We start from the raw sequence: 13,573 nt of genomic DNA, 5'->3' as shown, positions 1-13,573 counted from the left end.
ACTCGTGAAACCGGCACCCGCAAGCTTATCTATTAAACAACGACCGTTTTCGGGTAGCAAAAGTACAGGAAAACCGAAGGGAAAATTGTTGCAATTGGTTCCAGTCAAAATTTCCATTAATTCAGGTTCTTTTTTTAACGATTTATTTCGGTTACTCAATCATTCTTTTGAAGGTGAAAGATACAATTTTCCATATAAATATTTAATTTTCCAATTCATTACATCGTTTCGAGCGCTAAATTTTCCACTCGTAAAAGATTTTAAACACCGAATTTATGTTTCTTGAAACAATAGATTGTAATATTTCTAAAACGTCTGAAACAATTTTATTCATTGTTATCTATTTTCAAATTTACCGAAGGCCCATTATGTTCATAGATCACATTGATCATATCGTGATGACTTGTTTCGATCTCGAAGCAACCAAACGTTTTTACACGGAAATTCTGGAGCTTAAGCTCGAAGTTTTCGGGGAAAATCGTTTTGCACTCCGCTTCGGCAATCAGAAGATCAATCTGCATCAATATGGCAAAGAGTATGAACCCAAGGCTCACCTGCCCGTCCCAGGTAGTTTGGACCTCTGTTTCATATCAAAACTTCCCATCGATGAAGTCATTACTCACCTGAAAAAGAACAACTGCCCTATTGTTGAAGGTCCAGTCGAGCGAACCGGTGCAAAAGGAAAAATACGTTCGGTTTATGTGCGTGATCCGGACCTGAATTTGATCGAGATTTCAGAATATCTACATTAAAATCTGAAAAGCAGTGCAATCGCTTGTTTGTTTCAAATGCCAAAATAAAAAAGCCCGGCAAAAAACCGGGCTTTTTATTTATTTTAATATGAGCTTATTCAGCAGCCGGGCGTGTCATGTCGGACAACATGGCATTTGCTTTTTCGCCGCCACTTGCCTTGCGATGTTCGTCAACGATGAGATCGTCACGAGCTGAGGCAATACGACGGATTTGGGCAATTGTGCCACCGGTGCCAGCCGGGATAAGACGACCGACAATAACGTTCTCCTTCAAGCCCTGCAAGGTATCGATCTTTCCTGCAACAGCGGCTTCAGTAAGTACGCGTGTCGTTTCCTGGAAAGATGCAGCCGAGATAAACGACGGCGTCTGCAATGAAGCTTTAGTAATACCCAACAGAACGGGGTTACCGCTTGCCGGCTTCTTACCTTCTTCAATAAGCCGGTCATTGACCTCCTGAAGCTCTATCCGGTCAACATTGTCACCCGGAATATAACTTGAATCACCTGAATCGGTAATTTCGACCTTCTGCAGCATTTGACGAACGATAACTTCGATATGCTTATCGTTAATCACGACGCCTTGGAGACGATAAACTGACTGAATCTCGTTGACGAGATAAGAAGCCAAGGCTTCGACGCCATTGATTGCCAGAATATCATGCGGTGCCGGATTACCGTCAAGGATGTAATCACCCTTTTCAATCTGGTCACCATCCTGCAGATGGAACGGTTTACCCTTCGGAATGAGGTATTCCACCGGTTCAACCGTGTCGTCATTCGGTTCGATTGTGATACGCCGTTTGTTCTTATAGTCGCGCCCGAAGCGGATGGTACCATCAATTTCTGCAATAATGGCATGATCCTTCGGACGACGGGCTTCAAAGAGCTCGGCAACACGCGGAAGACCACCGGTAATATCCTTGGTCTTGGCACTTTCCATCGGCAAACGACCGATGACGTCACCAGCCTTCACATGAGCGCCCGGTTCAACCGAAAGAACGGTCTCCACAGACATCATGTAGCGGGCATCGCCTCCCTTGGAAAGCTTGGCGATCTTGCTGCCTTTCTTATCAGAATAGATAACAATAGCCGGCTTCAGATCTGCACCGCGCGGGTTAGCACGCCAATCGATAACCTGACGTTTGGTAATACCGGTCGATTCATCGGTCGTCTCTGTAACAGATAGAGCATCAACCATATCTTCGAACCCGATATAACCTTCAACTTCGGTCATGATCGGACGGGTATACGGATCCCACTCGGCAATACGTTGCCCACGTTTAACGATGTCTCCATCGTCAACAAAGATGCGAGCACCATAGGTAATGCGGTGTGAAGCGCGTTCCTTGCCGTTTTCATCCTTGATAAGGATGGCCATATTACGACCCATAACCACCAGATGGCCTTCCGAATTGCGAACAACCTTACGATTGCGTAACTCGACCTTACCTTCATAGGATGCTTCCAGATAAGAGGTATCAACAACCTGTGCGGTACCACCCAAGTGGAATGTACGCATTGTCAACTGTGTACCAGGTTCACCAATCGACTGAGCTGCAATGACGCCAACCGCTTCACCCTGATTGACCGGCGTACCACGTGCCAGATCACGACCATAGCACTTGGCGCAAACGCCAACACGGGTTTCGCAAGTCAGAGCCGAACGGATCTGGACAGACTGGATACCGGCAGCTTCAATCTTGGCAACATCGGCTTCCTCGATCATGCGGCCACCTTCAACAATAACTTCACCCGTGGTCGGATGAATAATATCATGAAGCGCGGTACGACCAAGGATACGTTGACCGAGAGAGGCGACAACCTGACCAGCATCGACGATGGCCTGCATTGTCAAGCCTTTATCTGTTCCGCAATCGACCTCGGAGATAATGGCGTCTTGTGCAACGTCGACAAGACGACGGGTCAAATAACCGGAGTTTGCAGTCTTCAAAGCTGTATCGGCAAGTCCCTTACGGGCACCGTGTGTCGAGTTGAAGTACTCATTCACGGTCAAACCTTCCTTGAAGTTGGAGATGATCGGCGTTTCAATGATTTCGCCCGAAGGCTTAGCCATCAATCCGCGCATACCACCCAACTGCTTCATCTGGTTCGGCGAGCCACGAGCACCGGAGTGGGACATCATATAAATCGAATTCATCGGTTTTTGACGTCCTGTTACAGGATCGAATTCAACCGCCTGAATACGTTTCATCATCTCGTCAGCAACGCGATCGGTGCATTTACCCCATGCATCGACAACTTTGTTGTACTTCTCACCCTGCGTAATGAGACCATCATTATATTGCTGTTCATATTCCTTGGCCAAAGCCTCGGTTTCCTGAACCAGTTTTGCTTTGCTTTCCGGAATAACCATATCGTCCTTGCCGAACGAAATACCGGCACGGCAAGCATTGGCAAAACCGAGAGACATGATGCGATCGCAGAACATGACCGTCTCTTTTTGCCCGCAGTGGCGATAAACATGGTCAATCATCTTGGAAATGTTCTTTTTGGTCATTTCCTGATTGACAATGTCGAACTTGATATTCGGATTCTTCGGCAAAGTTTCGCCAATGATAAGGCGACCCGGTGTTGTATCGTATATCTTGGACACAACATTGCCATCCGCGTCAAGGCTCTTGACACGGCCTTTGATCTTTGTGTGAAGCGTCACTACTTTGCTATCCAAAGCGTGCTGCAATTCCCCCATGTCACCGAAAGCCATCCCCTCGCCCGGTTCATGTTCGCAGACAATCGACAGGTAATAGAGACCGAGAACCATGTCTTGTGAAGGAACAATAATCGGCGCGCCGTTAGCGGGATGCAGAATATTGTTTGTCGACATCATCAAAACGCGCGCTTCAAGCTGGGCTTCAAGCGACAGTGGAACGTGAACGGCCATTTGGTCGCCGTCGAAATCGGCGTTAAATGCCGTACAAACCAGCGGATGAAGCTGGATTGCTTTGCCTTCGATGAGGGTTGGTTCAAAAGCTTGAATGCCCAAGCGGTGCAACGTCGGAGCGCGATTCAAAAGAATTGGATGCTCACGAATAACTTCTTCGAGAATATCCCAGACTTCCGGACGTTCTTTTTCAACGAGCTTTTTAGCCTGTTTGACAGTTGAGGAATAACCCTTTGCGTCAAGGCGTGCGTAGATAAACGGCTTGAACAGTTCCAAAGCCATTTTCTTCGGCAGGCCACACTGATGCAATTTCAGTTCAGGTCCGGTAACAATAACCGAACGGCCTGAATAGTCGACACGCTTGCCGAGCAAGTTCTGGCGGAAGCGCCCTTGCTTTCCTTTCAGCATATCCGACAGAGATTTCAGCGGACGTTTGTTGGCACCGGTAATCACACGACCGCGACGACCATTATCAAACAGAGCATCAACAGCTTCCTGCAACATACGCTTTTCATTGCGTACGATGATGCCAGGAGCGCGAAGCTCGATCAGACGTTTCAAACGGTTGTTACGGTTTATCACACGGCGATAAAGGTCATTCAGGTCGGAAGTCGCAAAACGGCCACCATCCAACGGAACCAACGGACGCAAATCCGGCGGAATAACCGGAATAACTTTCATAATCATCCATTCCGGACGATTTCCGGATTCAATGAAGTTTTCAACGATTTTCAAACGCTTCATCAATTTCTTGATTTTCAGGTCTGATGTCGTCTCTGCCAGTTCGGCACGCAAATCCGCAGCAATTTTCTGCAAATCCATCGCGGCGAGCAGCTCATAAATAGCTTCTGCACCGATCAAAGCAGTAAACTGGTCGGGACCGAACTCGTCGACAGCCATCATATATTCTTCTTCGGAAAGAAGCTGATGCATCTTGAGCGAGGTCAAACCAGGTTCGGTGACAATGTAGTTTTCAAAATAAAGGACGCGCTCGATATCCTTGAGGGTCATATCAAGAAGCGTGCCAATGCGGCTCGGCAGCGATTTCAAAAACCATATATGTGCGACGGGAGCGGCAAGTTCGATATGCCCCATACGTTCACGACGAACACGTGAAAGGGTAACTTCAACGCCGCATTTTTCGCAGATAATGCCTTTATACTTCATGCGCTTGTACTTGCCGCACAGACATTCATAGTCTTTGATCGGCCCGAAAATACGCGCGCAGAAAAGCCCGTCACGTTCTGGCTTGAACGTACGGTAGTTAATGGTCTCCGGCTTTTTGATTTCGCCATACGACCAGGACAGAATCTTCTCAGGGCTGGCGATTGATATCCTGATGGAATCAAACGTCTGTGTAGGCGCCTGAGGATTGAAAAGATTCATGACCTCTTGGTTCATGCCGTTCTCCTTCAGGGGTTTTACTAAAAACCCGTTGCGATAGTCGATTTTGCCAATTGATGAACAAAAACCTATCTCAATAGAAATCTATTTGGTTAGGCTTAACAAAAGCCAATAGAGGTGCGCCCCTTTCGGGCGCACCCTCTCGATTACTCGGCTGCATCCGGCAAGTTTTGCTGCTGAGCCAATAATTCACGAGTATCATCGAGCTCGACATTGAGCCCAAGAGACCGCATTTCCTTAACCAGAACGTTGAAGCTTTCCGGTATGCCGGCTTCAAACGTATCATCGCCACGAACAATCGCTTCGTAAACTTTGGTACGTCCAGCCACATCATCCGACTTCACTGTCAGCATTTCCTGCAAGGTGTAAGCGGCACCGTAAGCTTCCAGTGCCCAGACTTCCATTTCACCGAAACGTTGACCACCGAACTGTGCTTTACCACCCAACGGCTGCTGGGTAACAAGCGAGTACGGACCAATCGAACGGGCGTGAATCTTGTCGTCGACCAGATGGTGCAGTTTAAGCATATAAATATAGCCCACTGTCACCTGACGATCGAAAGGTTCACCGGTACGGCCGTCAAACAACTGAACCTGTCCTGAAGTTGCAAGCCCTGCTTCCTTCAACATATCGTTGATATCGGCATCATGTGCACCATCGAAGACCGGAGTCGAAATCGACACACCATGGCTCATCTGGTCAGCAAGACGAACAATGCTCGGGTCGTCGTAATCGCGGATCGGCTCGTTACGGTCATTATCGGGGATAATATCCTCGATACGTTTACGCAACGGCTTGATATCTCCGCCTTTACGATAAGCATCCAGCAATTCACCAATCTGCTTACCAATACCGGCACAAGCCCAACCAAGGTGGGTTTCAAGAATTTGCCCGACATTCATGCGGCTCGGAACACCCAGAGGGTTCAACACGATATCAGCGTGTGTACCATCAGCAAGGAACGGCATGTCTTCAATCGGCAAAATGCGCGAAACAACACCCTTGTTTCCATGGCGGCCTGCCATCTTGTCACCTGGTTGGATTTTGCGCTTAACCGCGACAAAAACCTTGACCATTTTCATGACCCCGGGAGGCATCTCGTCACCACGCTGGACCTTTTCGACCTTGTCCATGAAGCGACGTTGAAGAGCATCCTTGGATTCGTCGTATTGCTTGCGCAATGCTTCGATCTCGCCCTGGAGCTTTTCATCCTCAACGGCAAATTGCCACCATTGGGAACGCGGAAATTCATTCATGACAGCTTCATTAAGGCTGGTGCCTTTCTTGAAGCCCTTAGGCCCTTCAATAGCTGTTTTTCCATTCAGCATATCGATAAGGCGTGCATAAACGCTGCGGTCCAGAATGGACTGTTCGTCATCACGGTCCTTGGCCAAACGCTCGATTTCCTCACGTTCAATGGCCATAGCACGCTCATCTTTTTCAACGCCGTGGCGATTGAAAACACGAACTTCGACGACTGTACCGAAAGCCCCCGGAGGCATACGCATTGACGTATCACGAACATCGGAAGCCTTTTCACCGAAGATGGCTCGCAAGAGTTTTTCTTCAGGTGTCATCGGGCTTTCACCCTTCGGCGTAATTTTACCTACAAGAATATCACCAGGTTGAACCTCGGCACCGATATAAACAATACCGGCTTCATCAAGATTCTTCAGTGCTTCTTCCGAAACATTCGGAATATCACGTGTAATCTCTTCCGGCCCTAGTTTTGTATCACGTGCAGAGACTTCATATTCCTCAATATGGATCGAGGTAAATACGTCTTCTGCAACCATCCGTTCGGACAATAGAACAGCATCTTCATAGTTATAGCCGTTCCATGGCATGAAAGCGACGAGAACGTTACGTCCAAGAGCCAAATCACCAAGATCGGTCGAAGGACCGTCAGCAATGATATCGCCCTTCTCGATGTGGTCGCCAACACGGACCAAAGGCCGTTGGTTGATACAGGTCGACTGGTTGGAACGTTGGAATTTATGCAAACGATAAATATCAACGCCCGACTTTGTCGGATCAAGATCCTGCGTTGCACGAATAACAATACGCGTTGCATCAACCTGATCAACAATACCGCCACGTTTGGCTGCAATTGCTGCACCGGAGTCACGGGCAACAATCGGTTCCATACCGGTTCCGACAAACGGTGCTTCGGCGCGAACCAGAGGCACAGCCTGACGTTGCATGTTAGAGCCCATCAAAGCACGGTTCGCATCGTCATTTTCAAGGAACGGAATAAGCGCTGCTGCAACAGAAACCAGCTGCTTAGGCGAAACGTCCATGAGATCGATGTTTTCACGCGGAGCCATCAACACTTCATTTGCATGACGACAAACGACGAATTCATCAACGAATTTACCATCATCAGTCAGGCTTGAGTTTGCCTGTGCAACATAGTGCTTCGACTCTTCCATTGCCGATAGATAGACAACTTCGCGGGTAACTTTGCCATCAATGATCTTGCGATATGGACTTTCGATAAATCCATATTTGTTGACACGGGCAAATGTTGCAAGCGAGTTGATAAGACCGATATTCGGACCTTCCGGTGTTTCGATCGGGCAGATACGACCGTAATGGGTCGGGTGCACGTCGCGGACTTCAAAACCGGCACGCTCACGTGTCAGACCACCAGGCCCCAATGCGGACAGACGCCGCTTATGGGTGATTTCCGAAAGCGGGTTGGTCTGATCCATAAACTGCGACAACTGGGATGAACCGAAGAATTCACGTACAGCCGCTGCAGCAGGTTTGGCATTGATCAGATCCTGAGGCATAACCGTGTCGATCTCGATAGAAGACATACGCTCCTTAATGGCACGTTCCATCCTCAACAGACCGATGCGATACTGGTTTTCCATCAATTCGCCGACAGCACGGACACGCCGGTTACCGAGGTTATCGATATCGTCGATTTCACCACGACCATCACGCAATTCAACAAGTGTCTTGACGACTGCCAGAATATCTTCTTTCCGCAAAATACGGATCGTATCCGGGCAATCAAGATCAAGACGCATATTCATCTTTACGCGACCAACGGCCGAAAGATCATAGCGTTCCGGATCGAAAAACAGCGAATTGAACATCGCTTCGGCTGTTTCAAGTGTGGGCGGTTCGCCAGGGCGCATAACACGATAAATATCAAACAGAGCATCCTGCCTACTCTGATTTTTATCGGCAGCAAGCGTGTTGCGGATGTAAGCACCGATATTGACGTGATCAATATCAAGAACATTGATTTCGTCAACGTTCTGGTCAAGCAAAACCTGAAGCGTTTTTTCGTCAATTTCATCGCCGGCTTCGAGATAGATTTCACCGGTTTGATAGTTGACGATATCTTCTGCCAGATAAGAACCATAAAGATCGTCTTCGGTAGCCTTAATCTCTTTCAGGCCTTTTTCGGCAAGCATTTTTGCTGCACGAGCCGTGAGTTTCTTGCCCGCTTGGGCAACAACTTCTCCGGTATCGGCATCAACAAGATCGGCAAGCAACTTCATTCCTTTGTAACGTTCTACCGAATAAGGAATGCGCCAGCCATCTTTTACACGCTTGAAAGTGACCGTGTTGTAGAATGTTGACAGGATTTCCTGTCCATCCATACCAAGTGCCATCAAAATACTGGTAACCGGTATTTTGCGGCGCCGATCAATACGGGCATAAACGATATCCTTGGCATCGAATTCGATATCGAGCCAGGAACCACGATACGGAATAATACGTGCGGCAAACAACAGTTTACCGGAAGAATGGGATTTTCCTTTATCGTGGTCGAAAAATACACCCGGTGAACGGTGCATCTGCGAGACAATAACACGTTCCGTGCCATTGACAATAAAGGTACCGTTATCTGTCATAAGAGGCATATCGCCCATATAGACATCCTGTTCTTTGATATCTTTGATATCCTTGGAACCGGTATCTTCATCAATATCAAACACGATCAAACGTAACGTCACCTTAAGAGGTGCCGCATAAGTCAGATCGCGCTGCCGACATTCTTCAACGTCGAACTTCGGTGGATCGAATTCGTAACGGACGAATTCGAGCATGGATGCACCCGAAAAATCCGTTATCGGAAACACCGACTTAAATACAGCTTGCAAGCCTTCGTCTTTTCTTCCGCCTTCTGGTTCATCAACCATCAGGAACTGGTCATATGATGCTTTCTGAACCTCTATAAGGTTCGGCATCTTGGCCACTTCGGGAATCTTTCCGAATACCTTGCGTACGCGCCTGCGACCATTAAATGAAAGGGTCTGAGCCATCGTCGCTCCTCGATTTGCGCCTTTCAGGAGCTTTCACTCCTTACGAGCAATACATCATCAATCTGCATAAAGCAGACCAGTTCAAGTAGATCAAAAATGACCTACATCTTACTTATTTTAAATCTACCACCCGAAAAGCCGGACGGAGATTGGCAACCCCCATGCAACCGGAGCGCCTTGTTTTCTCAAAGACCGACGATTAACCATCCAATCGTTAATTCTACTGTCATGTCCCTGAACGGTTTAAACCCGTTTCCTGACAGCCACCGAACTGTCAGGAAAAGGGTTCAATTCACTCGTTTTATTTCCACTCTCTTAAAGGGTGGAACCGGTGGGAAAACCCCACCGGTTTATCGAACTTATTTAAGTTCAACCTTGGCACCAGCTTTTTCAAGCTGTTCTTTAAGCTTCTGGGCTTCGTCTTTCGAAACACCCTCTTTAACGGGCTTCGGAGCACCCTCAACCAAATCCTTGGCTTCTTTAAGGCCAAGACCGGTGATGCCGCGAACTTCCTTGATGACGTTGATCTTCTGGGCACCGCCAGCAACAAGAATAACGTCAAATTCGGTCTTTTCTTCAGCAGCAGGAGCAGCAGCACCGGCAGCAGCAGCAACTGCTACAGGAGCAGCAGCAGAAACGCCCCATTTTTCTTCGAGCATCTTGGAAAGCTCTGCAGCTTCCAAAACGGTGAGGTTGGAAAGGTCTTCTACGATCTTTGCGAGATCAGCCATTTTTATATTCCTTCAAATAAAAGGTTTAACCAATTGTTTAACAGCGAACCGACTGAAAACGATTTTTATCCTTTTCGAATATCGGTTTGCGAAACAGCCTTAAGCCGCTTCGCTCTTGCGGGCATATGCGCCAATGACACGTGCAACCTGACCAGCAGGTGCTTTTACAACTTGAGCAATGCGAGTAGCCGGCGTGGAAATCATTCCAACCAGTTTTGCACGCAACTCGTCGAGCGACGGCAATGAAGCCAAAGACTTCACAGCATCCGCGTTCAAGTTGGTGGTACCCATTGCACCGCCAAGAATGACAAGTTTGTCATTAGCTTTAGAAAATTCGACAGCAATTTTCGGTGCTGTCACCGGATCCGAAGAATACGCAATCAACGTCTGTCCGGTGAACAAACCTGAAATTGATTCCGAATCCGTGCCTTTAAGAGCGATCTTGGCAAGACGGTTTTTTGCGACTTTTACGGAACCGCCAGCTTCACTCATTTTGGAACGGAGTTCGTTCATTTGTGAAACTGTCAGACCGGAATAGTGAGCCACAACGACAGAACCGGACTCTTTTAAAGCCCCATTGAGCCATGTGACGAATTCGCGTTTTTCCGCTCTATCCACTGTCTCTCTCCATTTAACAGGTTTATTTAAAAACCCGTCGGGTTGCCTTCGACAATAGGAACCATTCCTATCATCAGTGAGGATCCTGTCCCCTTTTTCATGCTTTCAAAGCACTCAAAGGCAACGCTGGTTCAAACCTTTTAGTCTCAAAAACATCCAGGTCATTACCCCAGTCTCATGCAGGCTCGAATTCTATTAAGACACTCAATGTGTCACCCACAATCTCGGACAGGACATTCCGGGTTCCCCCGGTATGACCCGGGCTTCTTTTCAAAGCCCGGATTGGTACACCGGCATAAAGCCGGTTAAATTCTTATTGCTCGGGACGAACCGAAGCCAAATCGATCTTGACACCTATACCCATTGTTGATGAAAGACCGACGCGTTTCAGATAATCACCCTTTGCACCTGACGGCTTTGCTTTCAAAACCGCATCAGCAAAAGCTTTTACGTTTTGAGCAATCTGTTCGCTACTGAAAGAAGCCTTGCCGACACCGGCATGAACAATACCGGCTTTTTCAACACGGAACTCTACAGCGCCGCCTTTGGAAGCCTTCACTGCAGCAGCAACATCAGGTGTAACAGTTCCTACTTTAGGGTTCGGCATCAAGCTGCGTGGCCCGAGAATCTTACCCAAGCGACCAACCAACGGCATCATGTCCGGAGTAGCAATACAACGATCAAAATCAATTGTACCACCATTTACTGTTTCGAACAAATCTTCAGCACCGACAATATCGGCTCCGGCCGCTTTAGCTTCTTCAGCTTTATCACCGCGTGCAAAAACCGCAACGCGTACCTTGCGTCCGGTACCATTCGGAAGATTAACAACGCCACGAACCATCTGATCAGCATAACGCGGATCGACACCCAAGCTCATTGTGATCTCGATTGTCTCGTCGAACTTGGCTATCGCGCGATCCTTGACCATCTTAACAGCTTCATCAAGAGCGTAATACTTATTAAAGTCAACGCCCTCACGGATTTTCTTAAGTCTCTTTGCAATTTTTGTCATGATTTCAGCCCACCACCTGTAGACCCATTGAACGGGCGGAACCTTCAATCATACGCATAGCAGCTTCGACGTCATTGGCATTAAGATCTTTCATCTTGGCTTGCGCAATTTTACGAACCTTATCACGAGAAATCGTTCCGGCAACAGTCTTGCCCGGTTCTTTGGATCCGGATTTCAAATTTGCTTCCTTTTTCAAGAAATAGGAAACTGGTGGTGTCTTCATCGAAAATGTGAAAGACTTGTCCTGATAATAGGTTATAACAACCGGAATAGGAGAATTCTTTTCCATTTCCTGTGAAGCCGCGTTGAAAGCTTTACAGAATTCCATAATGTTGATGCCACGCTGACCAAGAGCCGGTCCGATAGGAGGAGCCGGATTGGCTGCGCCTGCTGGAACCTGCAGCTTAAGCTGGCCTGCAATTTTTTTAGCCATAATAATCTGCCTTTTGTTATGCCGGAAATCCGGCGGTTTAATTGACCGGAGAACCGGCCTTGCAGTTTCGTGGTCCGGCTTTTTACAACCGGCTAAAGTTGCAATCGCCTTCCACTATAAATTCCAAAAACTCCTGCATTTAAAGTCGTTCTATTGGAAAATATTTTTAGAGCTTTTCCACCTGCCCGAAATCAAGATCAACCGGTGTTGCTCTACCAAAAATTGAAACCTCGACTTTAAGTCGTGACCTTTCGTCTTCAACTTCTTGTACAATCCCGTTAAAGGAAGCAAACGGACCATCAGCAACGCGAACTTGCTCACCAACTTCAAATGAAACAGAAGACTTAGGCCGTTCAATCCCCTGCTTCACCTGATTAAGTATCTGTTCGGCTTCCCGATCGGTAATCGGCACCGGTTTAGAATCAGAGCCCAAAAAGCCTGTTACTTTCGGCGTGTTTTTGATGAGGTGATATACATCATCTGTCAAATCAGCACGGACAAGTACATAGCCCGGGAAAAACTTGCGTTCCGAATCGACTTTACGTCCACGACGAACTTCGACAACCTTTTCCGTTGGAACAAGAATCTCTTCAAACAGATAATCCAAGCCTTTCAGCTTCGCTTCTTTTTCAATAGCCTCTGCAACTTTTTTCTCAAAATTGGAATAGGCCTGAACAATGTACCAATGAGCAGCCACGGTTACTTTCCTTGAACTATTAGCTGAAAAGACGTTTCAAGAGATCAATGCTCTCCCAAACGCCAAAATTCATAATCTGGTCTGCGATAAAAAAGAATGCAGCTGCAAACGCTGCCATCAAAACAACCATTATAGTCGAAATTGTAGTTTCGCGACGTGTCGGCCAAGTAACCTTTGCGGTTTCGGCCCGAACCTGCTTGATAAAGGTAATGGGATTTGTCTTGGCAGCCATCACTTTTCCTACATCATTTTTCAAAAACTATCGCGAATCACAACGCCAACTTTAAACATGACAAAACCGCGAAAAGCCTTTTCATAAAGCCTCACGCGATTTCCTTGTTAACACTAAATAAAGCGTTATTCATAAAAACACAAGCCAAAACTTCAGTTAAAGCTCCACAGAGTTAAAAACATCGCGCCTTAAAATGTCCGACACCGGGTAAGACCTGCAAATAAGTACAGATAGCATCACCCGAAACATACCTAATCTATCTGCTTTGACCGCACACTTTATCTATCCTGCTTTGTCTGTCCCCTGTTTTTAAGAATCGCACAAAACAGAAAACGCACCCCAGCGGATTCAAAAATAGACTATCGTTTTTACGAGGCAAATGGCAGGGGCAGTAGGGTTCGAACCCACGACCTGCGGTTTTGGAGACCGCCGCTCTACCAACTGAGCTATACCCCTTCACGAAAAGACAGACGCATTACAAAGTGATACGTCTGTCTTGTATC

General features: G+C 47.3%; 9 protein-coding genes and 1 tRNA gene. 1 reads left to right on the top strand and 9 read right to left on the bottom strand.

The window, feature by feature from the left end; translation table 11 throughout:
• The first annotated feature begins 365 nt into the window (after positions 1-365).
• A complete protein-coding gene (locus H3V14_RS08005) occupies positions 366-752 on the top strand; it encodes a VOC family protein (RefSeq protein WP_198228344.1) in 387 nt (128 codons plus the stop codon).
• A gap of 94 nt (positions 753-846) precedes the next feature.
• Here the strand turns inward: H3V14_RS08005 and rpoC are convergent, their stop codons facing one another.
• The 9 genes from rpoC to H3V14_RS07960 form a co-directional block, all read right to left on the bottom strand.
• Positions 847-5,055 (bottom strand): DNA-directed RNA polymerase subunit beta', encoded by a 4,209-nt coding sequence (gene rpoC, locus H3V14_RS08000; RefSeq protein WP_198227889.1) that lies wholly within the window; start codon positions 5,053-5,055, stop codon positions 847-849.
• Positions 5,056-5,204: 149 nt separating this feature from the next.
• Positions 5,205-9,344 carry a DNA-directed RNA polymerase subunit beta gene (gene rpoB, locus H3V14_RS07995; protein WP_075916906.1) on the bottom strand — a complete coding sequence of 1,380 codons (4,140 nt, stop codon included), beginning with the start codon at positions 9,342-9,344 and terminating at the stop codon, positions 5,205-5,207.
• 359 nt (positions 9,345-9,703) lie between these two features.
• A complete protein-coding gene (gene rplL, locus H3V14_RS07990) occupies positions 9,704-10,075 on the bottom strand; it encodes a 50S ribosomal protein L7/L12 (RefSeq protein WP_075870849.1) in 372 nt (123 codons plus the stop codon).
• A gap of 99 nt (positions 10,076-10,174) precedes the next feature.
• Positions 10,175-10,693, bottom strand: coding sequence for a 50S ribosomal protein L10 (rplJ, locus tag H3V14_RS07985; RefSeq protein ID WP_075870850.1), 519 nt, complete (start codon positions 10,691-10,693; stop codon positions 10,175-10,177).
• 313 nt (positions 10,694-11,006) lie between these two features.
• Complete coding sequence (gene rplA / locus H3V14_RS07980) at positions 11,007-11,708, bottom strand: 50S ribosomal protein L1 (RefSeq protein WP_198227887.1); 702 nt, start codon at positions 11,706-11,708, stop codon at positions 11,007-11,009.
• Between the two features lie 4 nt (positions 11,709-11,712).
• Entirely contained in the window at positions 11,713-12,141 is a 429-nt protein-coding gene (gene rplK / locus H3V14_RS07975) for a 50S ribosomal protein L11 (protein ID WP_075870852.1), read from the bottom strand.
• Positions 12,142-12,307: 166 nt separating this feature from the next.
• Positions 12,308-12,838 (bottom strand): transcription termination/antitermination protein NusG, encoded by a 531-nt coding sequence (nusG, locus tag H3V14_RS07970; protein WP_198227885.1) that lies wholly within the window; start codon positions 12,836-12,838, stop codon positions 12,308-12,310.
• A 19-nt stretch (positions 12,839-12,857) separates the two neighbouring features.
• Positions 12,858-13,070, bottom strand: coding sequence for a preprotein translocase subunit SecE (gene secE / locus H3V14_RS07965; protein WP_075870854.1), 213 nt, complete (start codon positions 13,068-13,070; stop codon positions 12,858-12,860).
• Between the two features lie 380 nt (positions 13,071-13,450).
• Positions 13,451-13,526, bottom strand: a tRNA-Trp gene (locus H3V14_RS07960).
• Positions 13,527-13,573 lie beyond the last annotated feature (47 nt).

Origin of the sequence: Bartonella sp. W8151 (assembly GCF_016100385.1) — a bacterium.
GTDB lineage: Bacteria > Pseudomonadota > Alphaproteobacteria > Rhizobiales > Rhizobiaceae > Bartonella > Bartonella apis.
The sequence above is the reverse complement of the archived record's forward strand: the minus strand, read 5'-3'. Positions and strand labels throughout refer to the sequence as shown.

Coding starts and splice junctions, on each gene's coding strand:
- rpoC (WP_198227889.1), bottom strand. CDS start 5,055: ATGAACCAAGAGGTCATGAATCTTTTCAATCCTCAGGCGCCTACACAG.
- rpoB (WP_075916906.1), bottom strand. CDS start 9,344: ATGGCTCAGACCCTTTCATTTAATGGTCGCAGGCGCGTACGCAAGGTA.
- rplL (WP_075870849.1), bottom strand. CDS start 10,075: ATGGCTGATCTCGCAAAGATCGTAGAAGACCTTTCCAACCTCACCGTT.
- rplA (WP_198227887.1), bottom strand. CDS start 11,708: ATGACAAAAATTGCAAAGAGACTTAAGAAAATCCGTGAGGGCGTTGAC.
- rplK (WP_075870852.1), bottom strand. CDS start 12,141: ATGGCTAAAAAAATTGCAGGCCAGCTTAAGCTGCAGGTTCCAGCAGGC.
- secE (WP_075870854.1), bottom strand. CDS start 13,070: ATGGCTGCCAAGACAAATCCCATTACCTTTATCAAGCAGGTTCGGGCC.